Here is a 20,937-nt window from a genome sequence, read left to right as displayed (position 1 = left end):
GATTCTATTTATTTAGCTACATGTATCAATTATTACATTACTAGTTGACGAATATCACTCATGTAACTTGCAAGGGTTACAGTAAAGCGTGCTGCTAGTGCACCGTCAATCACCCTATGGTCGTATGACATTGAAAGTGGAACCATTAATTTAGGTTCAAATTCTTTACCATTCCATTTTGGTTTCATTTCAGATTTAGATACACCTAAAATAGCAACCTCTGGCGCATTAACGATTGGTGTAAATGCAGTACCACCAATGCCACCAAGACTTGAAATAGTAAAACAGCCACCTTGCATGTCAGATGCCGTTAACTTACCTTCACGCGCTTTAACAGATACTTCCATTAATTCACGTGATAACTCAATGATGCCTTTTTTATCAACATCTTTGAATACTGGTACTACAAGACCATTTGGCGTATCAACAGCAACACCAATATTAATGTACTTTTTAAGGATTAAGCTTTCGCCATCTTCAGATAAAGACGAGTTAAATGTAGGGAAGTCAGCCAATGCTTTTGCTGCTGCTTTCATTACAAATACTAGTGGTGTAATTTTAACACCTAGCTTTTTCTTCTCTGCTAGTGCATTTTGTTCTTTACGGAACGCCTCAAGGCTAGTGATATCTGCTTCATCAAATTGTGTAACGTGAGGGATTTGTACCCAGTTACGATGTAGGTTTTTACCCGACAGCTTTTGAATACGAGACAGCTTTTTCTCTTCGATTTCACCAAACTTGGCGAAATCAACTTTTGGCCATGGAATTAAACCAAGCTCACCACCACCCGCGTTGCCTTTGCCCGCAGATAACTGACCAGACTCAACTTGCTTAACTAGACTTTTAACATAGTTTTGCACGTCTTCTTTAACAACACGGTTTTTACGACCTGAGCCTTTTACGTTCGCAAGGTTAATACCAAACTCACGGGCTAAACGGCGAACAACTGGCGATGCATGAGCATAAGCACTGTTGTTCTCAAAGCTTTCATTACTGGCTTTTGCTGGTGCTGCTTGCGCTGGTGCAGGTTTTGATTCTGCTTTTGGCGCTGGCGCTGATTTTTCTGCAGGAGCTGCAGCTGAAGCACTACCGGCAACTTCAAAAACAAAAATAAGTGAACCAGTCGATACTTTATCGCCTGTAGCTACTTTTATTTCTTTCACTGTGCCCGAAAATGGCGCAGGTACTTCCATTGCTGCTTTGTCGCCTTCAACGTTTAAGATTGATTGATCTTCTTCAACCTTGTCGCCAACCGCAACCATGACTTCAGTTACTTCAACTTCGTCACCGCCAATATCTGGCACGTTGACTTCTTTGCTGCTTGACTGAGCACTTGCTGCTGGTGCAGATTCTTGTGCTGGTTCGTCTTGTGCAGGTGCAGCTGAGTCGCTACCAGCGATTTCAAAAACAAATACTAAAGAGCCTGTTTTTACTTTATCGCCAGTCGCAATTTTAATTTCTTTAACAGTACCTGCAAACGGTGCAGGCACTTCCATCGCGGCTTTGTCGCCTTCAACGTTTAAGATAGATTGCTCTTCTTCAACGCTGTCGCCCACTGCAACCATGATTTCGGTTACTTCAACTTCATCATCACCGATATCTGGTACGGTCACTTCTTTGGTCGTTGAGCCTGAAGAGGCAGCTGGAGCTGCGTCTTCAGATTGAGCCGGAGCTTCTGGCGCTTTTTCTTCGCCAGCGCTTTCGCCTTCAAAAATCATAATTAAAGAGCCTGTGGTAACCGTGTCACCTTCGTTTACTTTAATTTCTTTAACTGTACCCGCTTGAGCAGCTGGTACTTCCATTGATGCTTTATCGCCTTCAACAGTAAGAAGTGATTGGTCAACTTCAACAACGTCGCCAACACTAACTAAGATTTCGGTTACTTCAACTTCATCGCCACCGATATCTGGTACATTAATTTCAATACTCATTGCAAAACCTCTTAAGCGTACAGTGGGTTAAGTTTGTTAGTGTCGATGTCGAACTTCTTAAGCGCGTCAACAACCACTGACTTTTCAACTTCACCACGTTTAGCAAGTTCAGATAACGTAGCAACAACAACATAACCTGCGTTAACTTCAAAGTGACGACGTAAGTTTTCACGACTGTCTGAACGACCGTAACCGTCTGTACCCAATACTTTGTAGTTATTGCTAGGAATAAATGAACGCGCTTGCTCAGCGTAATTTTTCATATAATCCGTAGCTGCAACAGTCACTGAATCATTTAATACGCTAGTGATGTACGCAGTTTTTTGCTCACCTTCAGGGTTAAGCATGTTTGAGCGTTCAACATCTTGACCATCGCGAGTAAGCTCATTGAACGATGTCACTGAGTAAACATCTGATGCAATGCCATAGTCATCACTTAAAATGGCTGCTGCTTTACGTACTTCAGTCATGATAGTACCTGAGCTTAACAACTGTACGTTGGCTTTTTTGCCTTCGTAGCTTTCAAGCTTATAAATACCTTTACGAATACCTTCTTCAGCGCCTTCTGGCATTGCTGGTTGAGCGTAGTTTTCGTTCATTAGCGTTAGGTAGTAGTAAATGTTTTCTTGATCTTCACCGTACATACGACGAATACCATCTTGAATGATTACTGCTACTTCGTACGCGTAAGTTGGGTCATAAGAGATACAGTTAGGCACTGTGTTCGCAAGAATATGGCTGTGACCATCTTCGTGTTGTAGACCTTCACCATTAAGCGTTGTACGACCCGCAGTCGCACCTAATAAGAAACCACGTGCTTGTTGGTCACCCGCCATCCATGCCATGTCGCCAACACGTTGGAAACCAAACATTGAATAGTAGATGTAGAATGGGATCATTGGTAAGTCATTCGTGCTGTATGACGTTGCCGCAGCAACCCATGATGACATTGCACCTAATTCATTGATACCTTCTTGCAATACTTGACCTGAAGTCGCTTCTTTATAGTAAGAAACAATATCACGGTCTTGTGGCGTATAGTTTTGGCCATGCGGGTTATAAATACCGATTTGACGGAATAAACCTTCCATACCAAATGTACGCGCTTCATCAGCAATGATTGGCACAATGTTTTTGCCAATACCTTTGTCTTTTAATAACACGTTAAGTGCACGAACAAAGCCCATTGTTGTTGAAATATCACGCTTTTGCTCTTCAAGTAATGGCTTGAATGCGTCTACTTCTGGTAGCTGTAGCTTTTCAGAGAAATTAGGTATGCGTGTTGGCGTGTAGCCTTCTAAGTCTTTACGACGGGCGTGTAAGTACTTGTACTCTTCGGAGCCTTCTTCAAGCTCTAAGTAAGGTAAGTCTTTAATTGCTTCATCAGACACAAGATCTTGTAGACCTAAACGCGAACGTAAGTGTTCAACGTGTGTCATGTCCATTTTCTTAACTTGGTGAGCAATATTTTTACCTTCAGCCGCTTCACCCATGCCGTAACCTTTTACAGTTTTAGCAAGGATAACCGTAGGACGATCATTTGTTTGTTCAGCTTTTTTGAATGCAGCGTATAGTTTTGATGGCTCATGACCACCACGCTTAAGGGCAAAAATTTCGTCATCTGTCATATCAGCAACAAGTGCTGCTGTTTCAGGGTAACGGCCAAAGAAGTGTTCACGTACGTAAGCACCATCTTTCGCTTTATAAGTTTGGTAATCACCATCGATGGTTTCGTTCATCAATTGTAAAAGCTTACCCGTTGTATCTTTAGCAAGTAAGATATCCCAACCACTGCCCCATACAACTTTGATAACGTTCCAGCCAGCACCTTTGAATAGGCCTTCAAGTTCTTGAATGATCTTACCATTACCCATTACTGGGCCATCTAGGCGCTGTAGATTACAGTTGATTAGGTAACAAAGGTTGTCTAACTTCTCACGAGCAGCAAAAGAGATAGCACCACGTGATTCTGGCTCATCCATTTCACCATCACCTAAAAACGCATACACACGTTGGTTTTTAGTATTTTTTAAACCACGACCATCTAAGTATTTTAAGAAACGCGCTTGATAGATAGACGCGATAGGACCTAGACCCATAGATACGGTAGGAAACTGCCAAAACTCAGGCATTAACTTAGGGTGTGGGTACGAAGGTAAACCATTACCGTCTACTTCTTGGCGGAAGTTATCTAACTGGGCAGCAGATAAACGGCCTTCAACAAATGCACGCGCATAAATACCTGGAGAAATATGACCTTGATAATAAACTAAGTCACCACCGTCTACGTCATTTGGCGCTTTAAAGAAATGGTTAAAACACACTTCATAAAAAGCAGCAGAAGACTGGTACGACGCCATATGGCCGCCTAAGTCGAGGTCTTTTTTCGATGCACGCAATACAATCATGATTGCGTTCCAACGAATAATAGAACGAATACGGCGCTCAAGGTTTACATCCCCTGGGTAAGCAGGCTCTTGTTCTACCGGAATCGTATTAACGTAGTTTGTGTTGATGCCTGTAGGCATATCAACACCGTCTAAACGGGCTTGCTCTAATACTTGCTCAAGTAAAAACTGAGCACGTTCAACACCTTCTTCACGCACAACTGATTCAAGAGCTTGTAACCACTCTTGTGTTTCTAGCGCGTCTACGTCAATTTTATTGACTTCAGACATACGGAGGTTTCCTTATGTTTAAAATACGAATGTTTTTAATTAATACCGTGTATTGTGTGTTTCAATACCGTACTTGGTTAAATTATTATCTTGTTTCTAATTCTGTTTAGTGCGTCTTAAACTGCGTTCAATACGCGAGTGCTCTTTGCCTGCTTCAAGTAGCGCTTCTTCAATGAAAGCTAAGTGAGCATTACTGGCAAGACGAGCTTGTTCAGGATTCCCTTCAATAACTGCATCCATTAATAAACGGCGATGCTCTGCTAACTGCTTACTAATATGCGGTTTTTCTAGCAATACCGTTAAATTCTGTAATACATTTTGTTCAAGTAGCGCTTGCATCCCGCGCACTAAGTGAAGCAACACAACATTATGCGACGATTCTGCAACACTAAAATGAAACGCATTAATGGCCTTCGCTTTTTGCTGTAAATCATCATTAGCTAAGGCAATACACTCAAAACTTTGTTTCACTTTTTCAAAGTCAGTGCTAGTACCTCTAAGTGCTGCATAATAGGCAGCAATACCTTCGAGTGCATGACGAAACTCTAATAAGTCAAACTGTGACTCTGGGTGCTTACTGATCAAATCAAATAACGGATCAGTTAATCCTTCTTCCAGCTGATTCTTTACAAACGTACCACCACCTTGGCGGCGCGTGACCAACCCTTTAGCCTCTAGCTTTTGAATCGCCTCACGCAATGAAGGGCGAGATACTTCAAACTGTTTAGCTAGTTCACGCTCTGGCGGCAATTTTTCGCCCGGTGCTAATGATCCCTCAAGAATCATATTCTCAAGTTGCTGTAAAATAACATCCGACAATTTTGCTGCTTTAATCTTTAAAGACATTAATCAACGTCCGCGTTGTAATAGGCTCTGGCTTCATAACTACCAGTTTGTGCCTGTAGCCGAAACCAAAAGGTAAATTGGTCATACCAAATTTTGGTCATACGTTATCAAAAAGCAAGTTTACTGTCAATTTCATGAGCAGCCCGCATACAAAACTAGCCTAACGCATTTAGCTCAAAGATTAAACAGCAGGTGATAACGAGTGGCTTTGGGAAGGTTTTTCATTAAGTCTTTAAATGGTCTGACCAGACAGTTAAGCTCTGAGAAGCCGATGATTTACTATCAATAAATGACTTATAGACTTTTATATACAAAGAAGTGAATGAAAAAAGCCACGGGCTAAGGGTAGCGAGCTTCGGGCTATAAAAATGTATTTAACACTATATACCATCGTAGGAGAGCGCTTTAGCGCCGATTGGTTTTAACACATAACCAAATACAATCACGGCTAAAGTCTGTTCCCACAAGTAAAATCACACCCCAAACCGCGTAGGAGAGCGCTTTAGCGCCGATTGGTTTCAACACAAAACTTAGAACCATCACGGCTAAAGCCCGTTGCCACAAAAAACATAACACCTATCTTTTACGCCAAACCACCAAATAAGGTAAGCAGTGCAATCAGTACCAAATAAAACAAAACGTTACGCTTTACCAGCTTCATCATACACGTTGCTTCAACAGCACAACCAAAGTGCTGCTGCTCAATTTGCTCCGCTGCTAATGCGGTATTTGTCACTACTTTTCGATTACTTACTGAAAAGTCAAATGCGTAGCGCAGTAAGCAACTGGTGCCTTTATTAAAATTACCAATAACTAAAAAGCCAAAGCTGGTAATTCGTGCTGGTAGCCAATCAAGCCAAAATAATAACTTGTGAATCAATTTGAAGCGTGCCACATATGCGACTTTTTTGTCTTCGCGCACTAAATCAGCATAGGTTCGTACCAACGCATAAAGTACAGCACCAGGCGCACCTAATATGACAAACCAAAAAATCACCGCACAATAAAAACGAAAATTTATCCACGCCAATGTTTGACCAAACGTTTCACCACCGGGTTCATCTTCCGTTTTGTTTTGTCCCATTTGCAAGGCATATAAGCTGGCCGCCTCACTGTCTTCTCTAGTGAGTGCATTTAAGTAAGACTTATATAACGCCCGATGCTTTGCACAGCCAAAACAAACTAAAAGTACCACTATATTGATAATGAGTTGCCAAAGTACAAAATCAGAAAACGTATAAACCAAAGCGACTGCTATAACGGGCAATACCAGCCAAATTAAAAAACCGTGAGCGGAATTAAATAACCCCTTTTCACTTAACTGTTTATTACTGCGAGCCAAATATCCTTTCGCATAGTGGCTTATTTGCCAATAATCTGAGCGTGCGCCTAAGCGTTCCAAAATTAATGCGATAATAATAGAAATTAAAATCATAGCGGTCTCTTTGCTAAAAGCAGGTTAAACAAGGGCAGCAAAATAATATTGCCAATCAAAACTTTCACCTGGATCTGTTTTTCTTCCTGGCGCAATATCACAGTGTCCAACAATACGTGTTTTGGTTATTGCCGGGTACTTATTCATCAATAACTTAGTTAATGATTGTAATGCATTATACTGCATTTGGGTATATCCGCTCACATCTGTTCCTTCAAGCTCAATACCAATACTAAAATCATTGCATTGCTCACGCCCTAAAAAATAAGACTTCCCAGCATGCCATGCGCGCTTGCTAAACGGCACGTACTGTATAACCTCACCGGTACGCTTTATAAAACAATGTGCAGATACTCTAAGCCCCTGCAGGTCGCCAAAAGAAGAATGGGCTAGGCAATCAATATTGCCCATGAATAAATCATCTACATAAGGAGTTGCAAACTGCCCTGCAGGCAAAGAAATATTATGGATGACTAATAAAGAAATGTCTTCTGTGCATGGTCGCTCATCAAAATGAGTGCATGCCCGCTGAATGACTCCTTGCAGCTTCCCCGCATTATCAATATACATAGTAGTTTACCGTTATGACAATTTGTTGATTATGCTAAAGGATTTACAGAGGTAATGATAGCCGAAAGCCGCAGTGTAGGACTCGCTAAAAACAAAAAACCCAGCATAAGCTGGGTTTTTAAGATTCTGAAGAGAACTAAAATTACTTGATTTTAGCTTCTTTGAAAATCACGTGTTTACGAGCCTTAGGATCGAATTTTTTGATTTCCATCTTTTCAGGCATGTTACGCTTGTTTTTGTCGGTAGTGTAGAAAAAACCAGTACCAGCAGTTGAAACTAAACGGATTTTATCGCGCATGATTCAGTTCCTTAAACTTTTTCGCCGCGAGCACGGATTTCTGTAAGAACCGCGTCGATGCCTTTTTTATCAATAATACGCATACCTTTAGTAGTAGTGCGTAATGTTACAAAACGTTTTTCACTTTCAACCCAAAAACGGTGTGTTTGTAGGTTAGGTAGGAAACGACGTCTAGTCGCGTTTCTCGCGTGTGAACGGTGATTACCAACCGCAGGACGCTTACCTGTAACTTGACATACTTTAGACATGTCTATATATCTCCAATAACTTCGCTCGAGCTTAATTTAACCTAAGGCCATGTATTTCTGCCCTAGAGAATAAATCGAAGGGCGCTCTTTATACAGCTTTTACAGGCAAAGATCAAACAATGATCTATCCAATCAGCTCATATGTAAATTTGATAGCGGCTAATTATAAAGATCGAAAGCCCTTAGGGAAAGTAAAAACTGCATTTAAATTAAACTAATTTGTCAAAAACACTTAAACAGCTTATTTTTAACACACTTAACTAGCAAACAAAGCTAAATAAGGCCCCGCTCTGCGAACGAAATACAATTATCTGCACCCACAATGATATGATCTAAGATATTTATATCGACTAATTGTAGTGCTTGTTGCAGTTTATTAGTGATAAGTTTGTCAGCTTGGCTCGGCTCAGCAATACCAGATGGGTGATTATGGGCTAATATAAGTGCCCCGGCATTATTTTTAAGCGCAGCTTTTACAACCTCACGCGGATAAACCGATGCTGAGTTAATAGTGCCATAAAAAAGTGTCTCCTCTTTAATAAGTCGATTTTGGCTATCAAGATATAGCACCATAAAAACTTCTTGCTGTAAGCCCCTAAGTTCAAGAGTTAAATAGTCGTAGACTGATTGCGGTGAATTAAATACCGCTTTTCGCTGGCATTGCTCCATCATATAACGCCTACTAAGCTCTAGTACGGCTTGCAATTGTACGTACTTTGCTGTGCCTAAGCCTTTTTGGGCGCAAAAATCTTCTATAGATGCATTAAACAAATTATGTAAAGTTTCGTTTTGGGCCATTAAATGCTGTGCAAGCTCCACAACGTTCATGCCGGGTAAGCCGGTTCGTAAAAAAATAGCTAACAATTCAGCATCACTTAACGATTTAGCACCTTTACTTAATAATTTTTCACGCGGACGCTGCTGGGCAGGTAACAAGTTCAGTTGCATTATTTTGTCCCTAAAATAAATCTTTCATTTAACTGTAATCTAAAAATAGAATTTCGCCTGTTAAACAGTAAATAAAATTCAAATTAAAAACTTCGTGCCAAAGCCAAAGATTTGCTATCGTTAGCGCATATCGACAAAGGGTTTTATCAGCACATGACAGAGTTAATGACAAAGTTAGAAAATAAAAAAATTGTACTTGGGATCACTGGAGGTATTGCAGCTTATAAGTGTGCTGAGTTAGTAAGGCGCTTAAAAGAGCAAGGCTGCGAAATAAAAGTGGTTATGACCGAGTCAGCAAAACATTTTATAACACCTTTAACTATGCAAGCCGTCAGCGGTGAAATCGTCTCAGACTCATTATTAGACCCCTCAGCAGAAGCTGCAATGGGTCATATTGAGTTTGCCAAATGGGCCGATTTAATTTTAGTCGCCCCCGCCACCAGCAATATCATTGCCAAAATGGCCGCTGGTATCGCTGATGATCTACTAACAACCTTATTATTAGCAACATCAGCAAAAGTAGCCATCGCGCCTGCCATGAACCAACAAATGTATGCTCACCCAGCCACTCAAGCTAACTTATCCACGCTTGCTCAGCGCGGCGTAGAGGTTTGGGGTCCAGGTAAAGGTGAGCAAGCATGTGGTGATGTTGGCGCTGGAAGAATGCTCGAACCAAACGAGTTAGTGGCTCTTTGTACTAAGCCAGCTCAACCGCAATTACTCGCAGGTAAAACAATTACAATTACCGCCGGCCCTACTCGTGAGCCACTTGATCCAGTTCGTTTTATATCTAATCATAGCTCAGGAAAAATGGGCTACGCACTTGCCCAAGCAGCACTTGATTTAGGCGCAGCTGTAAACCTTATATCAGGCCCAGTTACTATCACCCCGCCAAGTACAGCAAAGCTTATAAATATCGAAAGCGCAGAACAATTACTCCAAGAGTCTCTTTCTCTGGCAAGACAATCTGATGTATTTATTGGCTGCGCCGCAGTGGCCGATTATCGTGCTGCAAATATTGCTGAACAAAAAATGAAAAAACAAGGTGATGAGCTCACTCTTACATTAGTAAAAAATCCAGATGTAATTGCTGCGGTAGCAAACCTAACTCAAGGGCGACCATATACAGTAGGCTTTGCCGCTGAAACACAAGATGTTGCTAGCTACGCCAAAGGCAAACTGAGCAATAAAAACCTCGATATGATTTGTGCAAATGATGTTTCACAATCAGGCCTTGGTTTTAATTCAGATCATAATGCTTTAACACTTTATTGGCATACTGAGCAAAAAGAATTAGCAATAGATACAAAAAGTGCGCTCGCATTAAATGTTATGACTGAGCTGGCTAAACGTTTGTAAAAAGGCTGGAAAGAAACTGAATAAAACATTAACATACCCCCACTCATTAGCTCAAAAAATGAGTGGCCAACACTGGCAAAGCTCAATAAATAATTAAAAAGAAAGGAATGTTCATGCCTGCGACAAAAAGAAGTAATCGCAAAGAGCAAATACTGCAAGCACTCGCACAGATGCTAGAAACCAGCCTAGGCCAACGTATAACTACGGCAAAACTCGCTGCTGAAGTAGGCGTGTCTGAAGCTGCGCTTTATCGTCATTTCCCGAGTAAAGCACGGATGTTTGAAGGCTTAATTGAATTTATTGAAGATACATTACTTTCACGTATAAACCTCATACTTGAAAATGAAAAAGAAACCCAAAGCCGCATCTACAATATTTTATTACTGCTGTTGGCGTTTGCTGAAAAAAACCCGGGTATCACCCGAATTCTAACCGGCGATGCACTACAAGGTGAGCAAGAGCGATTAAGAGAACGTGTACAAAGTCTATTTGAAAAACTAGAAACTCAAATAAAACAAGTACTACGTGAACGAAAATTACGCGAAGGCAAAACCTTCCAAAGTGATGAACTTACAATAGCAAACTTTTTACTAGCCTATATAGAAGGTAAAATGAATCAATTTGTTCGTAGTGACTTTAAGGTTAAACCAAGCGCTCAATTTGAAAAGCAGTGGCTAGAACTGCAAAAGATTTGGCTATAGCTCGTAGCTCGTAGCTCGTAGCTCGTAGCTCGTAGCTCGTAGCTCGTAGCTCGTAGCTCGTAGCTCGTAAGAGTATTAACCTTGTGGGTTTTCTCACAAGGTTTAAGTTTACATTTAACCTCGTTTTTCGTCCGCCTATCGCTTCTACTCGAATTGTTTAACAAACTCGTTATGATAAGGGTAATGAAACAAAACGAGAATTAATAATGAAAGCGCAACTCTCTCTACTCAGCATTGCCCTTGTAGCAAGCTTAGGTAGTGCAACGGCTACAGCCAAAGATGCACTGCAGTTTAAAGATGTATTCGATTTTAAAGCAGCCAAAGGGACTCAGCTGTCTGAAGATGGTAATATTCTTACTTTTAGTGCGGCACCTTACCGTGGTGATGCGACTGGCCAAGTTTATAACCTAACTAATAACAAATTGATTGCACAAGTACCTCGCGGTACAAAGCCCACCATTAATAAAGCGGCAAATTGGGTTGTGTTTACCCAAGTTCCTACCCTGCTCGAAAAAGAAACCACTAAAAAGAAAGATACACTGAAAAATAACCTAGTGTTAGTTAATACCCTCAGTGGTGAACAGCAACAGTTTGATGATGTAAAAGACTATAAACTTTCAGATGATGGTAATTGGCTCTCTTATCGCTTACACAAAAAAGCCGATAAAAAAGACAGTTCTACTAGTGCTGATAGCGACAAAACAAGCGAGATCAAACCCGATAAAAAAGACACCGCTTATGACTTAGTCGTTGTTAACTTAAACAATAAAGCCAGCCACACTATTTCACAAGTATTCAGCTACGCAATAAGCAGTGATGCAAACCAGTTACTCGCCAGCCAAATAGACAACGACGGGACTGATAACCAAGTTACCTTGCTCACGCTTAATAATGATTTTACCAGCAGTGTACTGATTGATGAGCCAGGTGTTGTGGTTAATAGAATAGCGTGGCACCCAACACAAAATATTGTCGCCTTTACTCTAGGCAATTATGTTAATGATGATATGCGCCGCCGTGACTACCAATTAAAGCTTTATAAAAACGAGCAACTGACTGATATAAAATCGGCCGATACAGCATGGCAAATAGGTAAAACGGCCAAGCTAGAATGGTCAGAAGACGGTGAACGCCTATATTTTGAAAACAGACCAAAGCTTGCAGCTAAGATAAAAGCAAAAGACTATACCGATGAAGCATCATTGTATGATTACGATACTATTCGCGACCAAAAAGGCTTAAATGTTTGGCACAATAACGATGCTGAAATTAAACCTCGTGAAGAACAGCAATGGAATAAAGCCAATAAAAACCGCCACTATCAAGGTGTTTACTTTTTAGCTAGTGACAAATCAGTACAACTAAGTACACCTGAGATGCCTGAGGTCGCACTCAATACAAAACGCGATGCGCTACTTGGCTACTCTAACCAACCGTATTTAGAGCGTATTATGTATGGTGGCTTTTTTGCTGATTACTATGCGGTTGATGTAAAAACGGGCGCACAAAAATCAATTATTCAAGATTACCCTTTTAGACCAAGCCTTTCGCCAAATGGTGAGTTTGCAGCTTACTTTAATGACAACCAAGTTCAGCTTAAAGACCTAGGTAGCAATAAGGTTAGTAACTTAACTAAAGCGATTAAAGCAACGTTTGCTGATGACAAGCACGACTACCCGTCAGCACAACCAGGTTATGGTTTTGCCGGCTGGCTAAACGATAGCAGCCAAGTACTTGTTTACAGTAAGTACGATATTTGGGCGTTTGACGTAAATACGCAACAAGCCACACGCTTAACAAATGGTAAACCAAGCAACACCCAATATCGCGTTATCAAGCTTGATAAAGAACAAGTTGGTTTTAATAAAGGCCAAATACTACTCGTCAGTGCAACCAATTTAAAAGATAAACAAACTGAAATTGCCAAATTAAACTTAGCAGATAACACAATTGCTAAGGTTTTAACCGGTAACAAGCGCTTTGATGTTATTAAAAAAGCTAAACACGCCAATAAGTACTTGTTTACTGAGCAAACGTATCAGCAGTTTCCTGATATCTACCAAACCGACTTTAGCTTTAATAAACCGCAAAAGGTCACTAACTTAAATCCACAAATTGATAACTTTGCGTGGGGCCAAGAGCCTGAACTGATTAGCTATAAAGGGTTTGATGGAGAAGACCTACAGGGCGTACTTATTAAACCTGCAGGCTACAAAAAAGGCGATAAAGTGCCAGTTGTGGTATATTTTTACCGCTATATGAGTCAGCGCATGTATGACTTTCCTAAAATGGAACTCAATCATCGCCCTAACTTCCCGATGTTCACATCAAACGGCTACGCTATCTTTTTGCCTGATATTCGTTTTGAAATAGGCCACCCTGGTAAATCATCAACGCAAACTATGATCAACGCAACGCAAAAGCTAATTGATTTAGGAATTGCCGATCCAGATAAAATTGGCTTACAAGGCCATTCATGGGCGGGTTATCAAAGTGCCTTTATGATCACCGAAACCGACATGTTCAAAGCGGTGGTATCGGGTGCACCAGTGTCTAACATGACCAGTGCCTACAGTGGTATTCGCTTAAAGTCAGGGCTTGCGCGCCAGTTCCAATATGAAACTGGGCAAAGCCGTATCGGTAAAAACTTGTTTGAAGCGCCTGAGCTTTATATTGAAAACTCACCGGTGTTTTTTGCTGACAAAGTCAATACCCCGATCTTAATCATGTTTGGTGATAAAGACGACGCTGTGCCATGGCATGAAGGTGTGCAATATTACTTAGCACTGCGCCGTGCTGGTAAAGATGCCACCTTCTTACAATACGAAGGCGAGCCACATCACTTAAAGAAATTCCCGAACCAACTGGATTTCTCGATTCGTATGATGCAATACTTTGATCATTACTTAAAAGGCAAACCTGCCGCAAAGTGGATGACTGAAGGCGAAGCATTTATTGAAGAGTAAAAATCATAAACAAAAACGCCCAGCAATTACTGGGCGTTTTTATTTGTCCTTAAACTACCTTGCGCGTTGACGGTTACCGCCAACCCTTGGTTTAGTATTCGCCTTTTTAAACTGACTAAAACCAGTGTGACGACTTAAAGCAGGACGGCCACCCTTACTTGCTTTAGCTGATTTTTCATCGCGGCTTTCTTCTGGCACTAAACAGTTAGGGCCTTTACCAATGAGTTTTGCTTTACCCATTTTGCGTAATGCTTCACGGATCATTGGCCAACCAGCAGGGTCGTGATAGCGTAAAATGGCTTTATGTAAGCGACGTTGACGCGCCCCTTTTGGCACCGCTACTTGCTCAGTGTTATTTTTAATATTACGTAACGAATTCATCTCAGTGTGATAAATCGTGGTCGCATTGGCCATCGGTGACGGGTAAAAGTTTTGCACTTGATCAAGCTTAAAGTCATTTGATTTAAGCCAAAGTGCCATATTGACCATATCTTCATCTTTAGTGCCTGGATGAGCTGAGATAAAATACGGGATCAAATACTGCTTTTTACCCGCTTCTTTAGAATACTTATCAAATAGCTCTTTAAACTGGTCATACGCCCCCATGCCCGGCTTCATCATCTTAGATAATGGCCCATCTTCGGTATGCTCCGGTGCTATTTTTAAGTACCCGCCGACATGGTGAGTTACTAGCTCTTTTACATAACGAGGATCTTGAACAGCCAAGTCATATCGCACACCTGAAGCAATAAGGATTTTTTTCACTCCTTTTACTTCACGGGCTTTTTTATATAAATCGATGGTTGGAGTATGGTCGGTGTCCATATGTTTACAAATATCAGGGTAAACACATGATAAACGGCGACAGGTACTCTCTGCTTTTTTGCTCTTACAACGCAGCTTATACATATTCGCTGTAGGGCCGCCTAAATCTGAGATCACCCCAGTAAAACCCGGTACTTTATCGCGAATTTGTTCAATTTCATCAATGATCGACTCTTGTGAGCGACTTTGAATAATTCGCCCTTCATGCTCTGTGATTGAACAGAAAGAGCAACCACCAAAGCACCCTCGCATGATATTCACCGAGGTTTTGATCATATCGTACGCAGGGATCTTGGCATCACCATAACTTGGGTGCGGAATACGTTGATAAGGCAAACCAAATACAGCATCCATTTCATGTGTTTCTAACGGGTATGCCGGTGGATTTACCCAAATAGAGCGATCGCCATGGCGTTGAAATAACGCACGGGCACAGCCAGGGTTAGTTTCTTGGTGCAAAATACGTGAAGCATGTGCATACAACGGCTTGTTAACGCTTACTTGTTCAAACGCAGGTAACTTTACGTAGGTTTTTTCCCAAGGTTTAGGGCGTGCCGGCTGTATGGTTATAGGCTTAGCGGCTTCGGCTTTTAAATCAATGCCGGCTTTTTTAAATTCACTTTTACTACAACCCACATCATCCGCACCATATGGATTTGGGATCGGGTCGATTTTACCTATTTTATCGATGGCTGTGGAGTCACTGCCACGCCAGCCTGGGATTGGCTCTTTACGAATAACCGCAGTACCACGAATGTCTTGAATGGTGTCCATGGTTTCGCCAGCCGCAATTCGATGGGCAACTTCCACCAGCGGGCGCTCAGCATTACCATAAATAAGGATGTCAGCTTTGGCATCAAATAAAATACTGCGGCGTACTTTTTCTTGCCAATAATCATAGTGTGCTATACGGCGAAGGCTCGCTTCTATACCACCAATAACAATAGGGATACCTTTATAGGCTTCGCGGCATTTTTGCGAGTAAATCATAACGGCACGATCTGGACGCTTACCGCCCACATTACCCGGTGTATAAGCATCATCATGGCGCATACGCTTTTCAGCCGTATAACGGTTTATCATCGAATCCATGTTACCGGCTGTTACACCAAAAAACAGATTTGGTCGGCCAAGCTCCATGAAGGCATCTTTTGATTGCCAATCTGGCTGGGCAATAATGCCGACTCTAAAGCCTTGCGCTTCGAGTACTCGGCCAATCACAGCCATGCCAAAACTAGGGTGATCAACATAAGCATCGCCACTAATTATAATGATATCGCAGCTATCCCAGCCAAGTGCATCCATCTCTTGACGAGTTGTTGGTAAAAATGGTGCAGTGCCATAACACTCAGCCCAATACTTCGGGTATGAGAATAAGGCTCGTTCGGCTTTTAGTGCGCTCATAATTAATGACCAATTGCTTTAAAAAAGGTCGCAAAGTATACCCGAATAAATCACTAAGCGATATTAACGATTATCCTAAATACTTTAATAGCAGCCTTTGTGGCTACTTTTGCTGTTCAATAAATTGAATTAGCTCGGCTTCCGGCATTGGTTTTGCGTACATAAAACCTTGCACTTCATTACAACCTAATTGCTTGAGTAAATCTGCTTGTGCTTGAGTTTCAACACCTTCCGCAATTGTTTTCAGACCTAACTGAGCACCTAGTGCAATAACCAGCGCAGCAATAGCCCCCGAGTCGTTTTCAGGAATATCTTTTATGAAATCCCGATCAATTTTCAAGCGGTTAACGGGTAGTTTTTGTAGGTAACTCAATGACGAAAAACCTGTTCCAAAGTCGTCAATAGCTACTTCAATACCAAAGCTTTTTAATTCTTGCAGAGTATCTATTACCATACAAAGCTCGTCCATCACCACGCTTTCGGTCACTTCAAGCTCAATATACTTTGGTGATACCTGATATTTTAATAAGGTATTTATTACTTGCTGTGCATAACCATTAACTTTAAATTGCGGCACTGATACATTCACTGCAATTCGTGCAAAAACCCCTATCGACTCAAGACGCTTTTGTTGCTGGCATGCTTGCTCTAAAACCCATTGACCAATATCAACAATCAACCCTGCATCTTCTGCAAGCGGTACAAAAATAGCTGGAGATATATAATTACCTCGCCCAGATGGCCAACGTAACAGAGCTTCACAACCAATTAATGATAAATCATCAAGAGCAAATTGCGGTTGATACCAGACTTCTAATTTATTACTTTCAAAATCTTGGCGCAGTTGACGAATAATGCCTAATCGCCACGTCATCTGCTCTTCCATATCAGGAGTATAGTAAACTGCCAAATTACTTTTTTGTTTCTTAGCTTGATTCAGTGCGATATAAGCAAATTTTAATGTTTGCATTCCAGCGGCTTGAAAATCCTTTTGCTCGCATACTCCCACTCTAAATTTAATTGGCAGCACATGCTCAGCAGCAAGAAAAGGCAAATTTAGGTGTTCAAACAATTCTTCTGTATCAAAGCGTTCGCGTTCTATTAAAAAACCAAACACATCAGCGCCAATACGTGATAACAACTTGGCTGTTGGGTATTCCTGTTTTAGCCGCTCAACGATGGCAACCAATAAGTGATTGCCAGCCTCTTGACCAAGACCATTATTTATATCTGAAAAATGAGCTACATCTATTATTACAAAGACATGTTCGTTATTATTGACTCTATGATACTTTTCTACTTGCTCAATAAAATCAGTACGATTAGCCAGACCTGTCAGTGCATCTTTAAACGCAGCGTCCCTGAGCCGGTTAAATAACCTAACGTTATCTAACCCCACACTAACGTTAGTTAAAAATATTTCTGCAAATTGTAATTGATCTAAACTTGGCTGTTTTGCATAGTCTAAAAATAATGCTGCTTGACGGTTTTTACTTTTTAATAAAAATGTTGTGTCGTGTTCGGTGTATTGATGTTCACCCAGCTCTAAGCATTTTTGCACTTGTAGAATTATTCGGCCATCATCAAGCTGCTCAATTCCTTGACCAAAAAATTCACTAAACTCGCTGCAACCACCTAATACAAATACCCGATTATTGTCATCTAATGTGCCGCACACAATGCCTCTTGGTTTGCAATCGAGTATCACCGATAACTGTTTTATCACAGCCATGGTAAAGGCTTTAATATCCGTAAAACCTAAAATAGCTTTTGAAGCGCATAGAATATTATTCAGTGCTTTGCTTTGATATTCTAATTTGCAAACTTGCTCATACGAACGAATCGCTGTCACTAAGGAGGTTACTAACTTACTGCGGGTCAACTCAGTTTTAGTTTTATAATCATTAATATCATAATTACGTATTACCTGTTCTTCCGGCGCATAACCCGGCTGACCAGTACGTAAGATTATTCTCACATTATGATTTTGTAATGTCTCTCTCACTTCTTTTACTACTTTTAAACCTGCATCATCAGATTCCATAACAACATCAAGCAATAAAACAGACACATCACTAATACCACAAAGTAATTCAACGGCTTCACTGCCGGAGTAAGCATGATGAAAACGTAACGCCTTTCCCCAGAGCTCTACACCTGATAGTGCAAGTTTAGTAACAGAATGAATTTCAGGGTCATCATCAACAATTAAGATATCCCAATACCCTGTAGGTATAGTTTCAGTAAGCGGCTCTTCTTCATGATCAGTAAATAAAAAATCATTGTGCTCTGACGACATTATAAATCCTTCAATTATAAATACTGCGCACGGCACCTAAACTAAAACCATGTCCTATAAGATTTTAACTTATCATTATTTGGCATATGGTACAGTAATAATGTTTAATATAGGTGAATGACACATTAGCTATTATAGTCAATGATTAACACCTTGTTACACTCGAAATCAATTATATTTTAAGGAATGAATATTAAGATTTTACAAAAATTTATACGGTTTACTTTCTTTATTAGCATTGTAATTGTTGTTGTTGGCTTATTATTACCGCAACAATACCAAGTAAATAAAAGCGTCAAAATAAATGCTAAAGCAACCGAAATAGCACCCTATGTGAGTGATTTTGCCAAATGGCAGGTTTGGTCCCCATGGGAAAAACTCGACCCTAGTATTGAATTTCACATCGCAAAACCGAGCTCTGGAGTAGGTGCCCATCAATTTTGGCAAAGCCAATGGGGCGCTGGAGAAATGACCATCACAAGTATTAGTGAATCCGCCATAAAGTTTAATATTTTATTTAATGAAGAACATATTGCGAGCGGAGCAATACGCTTTTTAGAAAAAAAAGCATACACACAGGTAACTTGCGAGATCACCGCAGAAGTAACAACTCCGCTTGTTGGTGGTTATCTTGCTGTATTAAATCAATATTTTTTAACAAATACGGTAGAGCTTGGTCTTAATAACTTAAAAACCACTATGCAGTTACACATCATAAATAGCGAGAGTCACGATGACAGTCAAAGCAGCTCAGGCAAAAATTAACCTAGCGCATATTATTGAATCAAAGCTTGGCTATGCGATGGTAAAGAACAGCTCCTCTCGTATAAGCCCTGATAGTGATGTCAGTTATAGTGCACAAGGGCAAAGTCAATTGCCGTATAAAATAAGCAGCGACAATACAGTACTGACTCGCGCACAAAACCGACAACAATTGCTTTTAGTAAACCAACAAAAAAATATCGAAGCTATAATGGCAATGGCAATGAGCTTTTGTCCTGATGTAACCAGTAACGGGCAGCCTGACAGTGACTGGGTGGAACGCTTTATAGCACTGTGTGAAGACACTGCGAACGAATCGATGCAAAGGCTCTGGGCTAAAATTTTAGCAGGTGAAACAGTCTCTCCTGGTACTTTTTCAATTAAGAGCCTACAAACACTCAAACAAATGACCCAACGCGAAGCCGATGCATTACAAAAGTGCGCTGCAATATGCGGTTTTAATGAAAAAGATGACAGCCACCTAATTTTACTTGGATTTTACAAAAAGCCCTCGATTTTTGACTTACTACGTAAAGGGAATAAGGTCTCGCTTAATTTGGGTAAAGCCGGGCTTAGTTTTCCTGATGTACTCACCTTAATGGACATAGGTTTAATTTATCGTAAAGAAATAGAATCTGCGGCACTTAAAAGCGAGCAGGAACTTAATCTAATATTTTTAAACCAGCGCGTTACACTGAAATCTAAAAACAATGATTTGGTATTAAGTTACTATAAATTCACACAAACTGGTGATGAGCTACGAAAACTTATCAACATCCCAATTAACAAGGGATATAAACAACTGTTAAGCACGGCGCTAGAGGAAGAGTTTGAAGTTACGTGGCACACTAATAAGTAATGCCACGATGAACATCTAAAGTGATTTAGAAGTGAACTTGGATACCCGCGAATGGGCCTGATGCATCTAAATCAGTATAAATATCATCAATATCATCAAGCTCTAAAGTCATTTGGCGGTAACCAGCTTTAATCGCTACATCTACAGCTAAGTTATCAATTAATTCCCAAGCAATACCAGCTTGATAATCTTGCACTTTACTATCATCAATTGCTAATAAGCTGCCTTCGAAGAAAACACTCAAACCAGTTAAAGGTAAGCCCACTTCTGCACGACCATATACTAATGGTATAAAACCAGAGAAATCGACGGTTTCTGTGACCGTATCTCCTTGCCCATCAGAAGTATTAATATCACCAGTAACAACAACTTCCCCATCAAACTGCTTAGCATTCACACCTAAGTCAATTGATACTAAATCATTGTCAAAAATCTCATAATAAAGAATATAATCAACATGAGAGAAGTCAGTCATTGCTGTTGCATCTGTTCCAGGTTTAAAAGTAGAACCATCAAACGTAAAGCCATCACCACTAATAGTGGTGTTACCATTTAACTCAAGCTCGGTATATTTTAGCTTTATATTTGGCACCAGTGGAATTGGGTGTTCTAAAGCAGCGTAGTAACTTGTGAAGGTTTCATCATCGAAATTAAAGCTCTGCATATTCCCTCGATCTGCAAAGCTACCCGAATTGTCCGCTTGCCAAGCATCAACCCCTACGTATAAGCCTAATAAAGTGTCAGCGTGAGCTGCTGGTGCCAAACATGCCATTGAAAGGGCAGCAGCTAGACAGTACTTTTTCATGTT

Annotated in this window: 16 protein-coding genes; 5 read left to right on the top strand and 11 right to left on the bottom strand. The window is 40.7% G+C overall.

Annotated elements, in window-relative coordinates; translation table 11 throughout:
• Window positions 1-32: 32 nt before the first annotated feature.
• From aceF to radC, 8 genes are all read right to left on the bottom strand, one after another.
• Window positions 33-1,931: a pyruvate dehydrogenase complex dihydrolipoyllysine-residue acetyltransferase gene (gene aceF, locus AAEU30_RS13760; protein ID WP_421960978.1), complete on the bottom strand. Its 1,899-nt coding sequence runs from the start codon at window positions 1,929-1,931 to the stop codon at window positions 33-35.
• An 11-nt stretch (window positions 1,932-1,942) separates the two neighbouring features.
• The gene (gene aceE / locus AAEU30_RS13755; protein ID WP_421960977.1) at window positions 1,943-4,609 is read right to left on the bottom strand and encodes a pyruvate dehydrogenase (acetyl-transferring), homodimeric type; all 2,667 of its coding nucleotides are present in this window, start codon (window positions 4,607-4,609) and stop codon (window positions 1,943-1,945) included.
• A 96-nt stretch (window positions 4,610-4,705) separates the two neighbouring features.
• Window positions 4,706-5,455, bottom strand: a complete 750-nt coding sequence (pdhR, locus tag AAEU30_RS13750; protein ID WP_087531158.1) for a pyruvate dehydrogenase complex transcriptional repressor PdhR — start codon at window positions 5,453-5,455, stop codon at window positions 4,706-4,708.
• Between the two features lie 583 nt (window positions 5,456-6,038).
• Window positions 6,039-6,890 carry a beta-lactamase regulator AmpE gene (ampE, locus tag AAEU30_RS13745; protein ID WP_421960976.1) on the bottom strand — a complete coding sequence of 284 codons (852 nt, stop codon included), beginning with the start codon at window positions 6,888-6,890 and terminating at the stop codon, window positions 6,039-6,041.
• A 24-nt stretch (window positions 6,891-6,914) separates the two neighbouring features.
• A complete protein-coding gene (ampD, locus tag AAEU30_RS13740; RefSeq protein ID WP_421960975.1) occupies window positions 6,915-7,460 on the bottom strand; it encodes a 1,6-anhydro-N-acetylmuramyl-L-alanine amidase AmpD in 546 nt (181 codons plus the stop codon).
• A 142-nt stretch (window positions 7,461-7,602) separates the two neighbouring features.
• Window positions 7,603-7,758, bottom strand: coding sequence for a 50S ribosomal protein L33 (rpmG, locus tag AAEU30_RS13735; RefSeq protein WP_004587947.1), 156 nt, complete (start codon window positions 7,756-7,758; stop codon window positions 7,603-7,605).
• Window positions 7,759-7,769: 11 nt separating this feature from the next.
• Window positions 7,770-8,006 (bottom strand): 50S ribosomal protein L28, encoded by a 237-nt coding sequence (gene rpmB / locus AAEU30_RS13730; protein WP_006793236.1) that lies wholly within the window; start codon window positions 8,004-8,006, stop codon window positions 7,770-7,772.
• A 273-nt stretch (window positions 8,007-8,279) separates the two neighbouring features.
• The gene (gene radC / locus AAEU30_RS13725) at window positions 8,280-8,954 is read right to left on the bottom strand and encodes a RadC family protein (RefSeq protein ID WP_421960974.1); all 675 of its coding nucleotides are present in this window, start codon (window positions 8,952-8,954) and stop codon (window positions 8,280-8,282) included.
• Window positions 8,955-9,119: 165 nt separating this feature from the next.
• Here radC and coaBC point away from each other — a divergent pair, with 165 nt between their 5' ends.
• From coaBC to AAEU30_RS13710, 3 genes are all read left to right on the top strand, one after another.
• On the top strand, window positions 9,120-10,313 hold the full coding sequence (gene coaBC / locus AAEU30_RS13720; protein WP_421961090.1) for a bifunctional phosphopantothenoylcysteine decarboxylase/phosphopantothenate--cysteine ligase CoaBC: 1,194 nt from the start codon (window positions 9,120-9,122) through the stop codon (window positions 10,311-10,313).
• 113 nt (window positions 10,314-10,426) lie between these two features.
• The gene (gene slmA / locus AAEU30_RS13715; RefSeq protein WP_087531162.1) at window positions 10,427-11,014 is read left to right on the top strand and encodes a nucleoid occlusion factor SlmA; all 588 of its coding nucleotides are present in this window, start codon (window positions 10,427-10,429) and stop codon (window positions 11,012-11,014) included.
• Window positions 11,015-11,220: 206 nt separating this feature from the next.
• Window positions 11,221-13,980, top strand: coding sequence for a S9 family peptidase (locus AAEU30_RS13710; protein ID WP_421960973.1), 2,760 nt, complete (start codon window positions 11,221-11,223; stop codon window positions 13,978-13,980).
• Window positions 13,981-14,034: 54 nt separating this feature from the next.
• Here the strand turns inward: AAEU30_RS13710 and AAEU30_RS13705 are convergent, their stop codons facing one another.
• The gene (locus AAEU30_RS13705) at window positions 14,035-16,209 is read right to left on the bottom strand and encodes a YgiQ family radical SAM protein (RefSeq protein ID WP_421960972.1); all 2,175 of its coding nucleotides are present in this window, start codon (window positions 16,207-16,209) and stop codon (window positions 14,035-14,037) included.
• 103 nt (window positions 16,210-16,312) lie between these two features.
• The gene (locus tag AAEU30_RS13700) at window positions 16,313-18,508 is read right to left on the bottom strand and encodes a bifunctional diguanylate cyclase/phosphodiesterase (RefSeq protein WP_421960971.1); all 2,196 of its coding nucleotides are present in this window, start codon (window positions 18,506-18,508) and stop codon (window positions 16,313-16,315) included.
• A 186-nt stretch (window positions 18,509-18,694) separates the two neighbouring features.
• Here AAEU30_RS13700 and AAEU30_RS13695 point away from each other — a divergent pair, with 186 nt between their 5' ends.
• Window positions 18,695-19,273 (top strand): SRPBCC family protein, encoded by a 579-nt coding sequence (locus tag AAEU30_RS13695; RefSeq protein WP_421960970.1) that lies wholly within the window; start codon window positions 18,695-18,697, stop codon window positions 19,271-19,273.
• Window positions 19,242-20,129 carry a TIGR03899 family protein gene (locus AAEU30_RS13690; RefSeq protein WP_421960969.1) on the top strand — a complete coding sequence of 296 codons (888 nt, stop codon included), beginning with the start codon at window positions 19,242-19,244 and terminating at the stop codon, window positions 20,127-20,129. Before AAEU30_RS13695 ends, AAEU30_RS13690 begins: the two co-directional genes overlap by 32 nt.
• 25 nt (window positions 20,130-20,154) lie before the next feature.
• On the opposite strand, the gene AAEU30_RS13685 is transcribed toward AAEU30_RS13690, so the two are convergent.
• Window positions 20,155-20,934 (bottom strand): TIGR04219 family outer membrane beta-barrel protein, encoded by a 780-nt coding sequence (locus AAEU30_RS13685; RefSeq protein ID WP_421960968.1) that lies wholly within the window; start codon window positions 20,932-20,934, stop codon window positions 20,155-20,157.
• Window positions 20,935-20,937: the final 3 nt, after the last annotated feature.

It is taken from the genome of Pseudoalteromonas mucoides (genome assembly GCF_049257175.1).
In the GTDB taxonomy this organism is placed as follows: Bacteria; Pseudomonadota; Gammaproteobacteria; order Enterobacterales; family Alteromonadaceae; genus Pseudoalteromonas.
The sequence above is the reverse complement of the archived record's forward strand: the minus strand, read 5'-3'. Positions and strand labels throughout refer to the sequence as shown.

Bases quoted from the DNA above. Each gene is read 5' to 3' on its own strand.
- AAEU30_RS13685 (WP_421960968.1), bottom strand. From the start codon at position 20,934: ATGAAAAAGTACTGTCTAGCTGCTGCCCTTTCAATGGCATGTTTGGCA.
- AAEU30_RS13710 (WP_421960973.1), top strand. From the start codon at position 11,221: ATGAAAGCGCAACTCTCTCTACTCAGCATTGCCCTTGTAGCAAGCTTA.
- aceF (WP_421960978.1), bottom strand. From the start codon at position 1,931: ATGAGTATTGAAATTAATGTACCAGATATCGGTGGCGATGAAGTTGAA.
- AAEU30_RS13700 (WP_421960971.1), bottom strand. From the start codon at position 18,508: ATGTCGTCAGAGCACAATGATTTTTTATTTACTGATCATGAAGAAGAG.
- ampD (WP_421960975.1), bottom strand. From the start codon at position 7,460: ATGTATATTGATAATGCGGGGAAGCTGCAAGGAGTCATTCAGCGGGCA.
- ampE (WP_421960976.1), bottom strand. From the start codon at position 6,890: ATGATTTTAATTTCTATTATTATCGCATTAATTTTGGAACGCTTAGGC.
- aceE (WP_421960977.1), bottom strand. From the start codon at position 4,609: ATGTCTGAAGTCAATAAAATTGACGTAGACGCGCTAGAAACACAAGAG.
- AAEU30_RS13705 (WP_421960972.1), bottom strand. From the start codon at position 16,209: ATGAGCGCACTAAAAGCCGAACGAGCCTTATTCTCATACCCGAAGTAT.
- AAEU30_RS13690 (WP_421960969.1), top strand. From the start codon at position 19,242: ATGACAGTCAAAGCAGCTCAGGCAAAAATTAACCTAGCGCATATTATT.
- AAEU30_RS13695 (WP_421960970.1), top strand. From the start codon at position 18,695: ATGAATATTAAGATTTTACAAAAATTTATACGGTTTACTTTCTTTATT.
- rpmB (WP_006793236.1), bottom strand. From the start codon at position 8,006: ATGTCTAAAGTATGTCAAGTTACAGGTAAGCGTCCTGCGGTTGGTAAT.
- slmA (WP_087531162.1), top strand. From the start codon at position 10,427: ATGCCTGCGACAAAAAGAAGTAATCGCAAAGAGCAAATACTGCAAGCA.
- radC (WP_421960974.1), bottom strand. From the start codon at position 8,954: ATGCAACTGAACTTGTTACCTGCCCAGCAGCGTCCGCGTGAAAAATTA.
- rpmG (WP_004587947.1), bottom strand. From the start codon at position 7,758: ATGCGCGATAAAATCCGTTTAGTTTCAACTGCTGGTACTGGTTTTTTC.
- coaBC (WP_421961090.1), top strand. From the start codon at position 9,120: ATGACAAAGTTAGAAAATAAAAAAATTGTACTTGGGATCACTGGAGGT.
- pdhR (WP_087531158.1), bottom strand. From the start codon at position 5,455: ATGTCTTTAAAGATTAAAGCAGCAAAATTGTCGGATGTTATTTTACAG.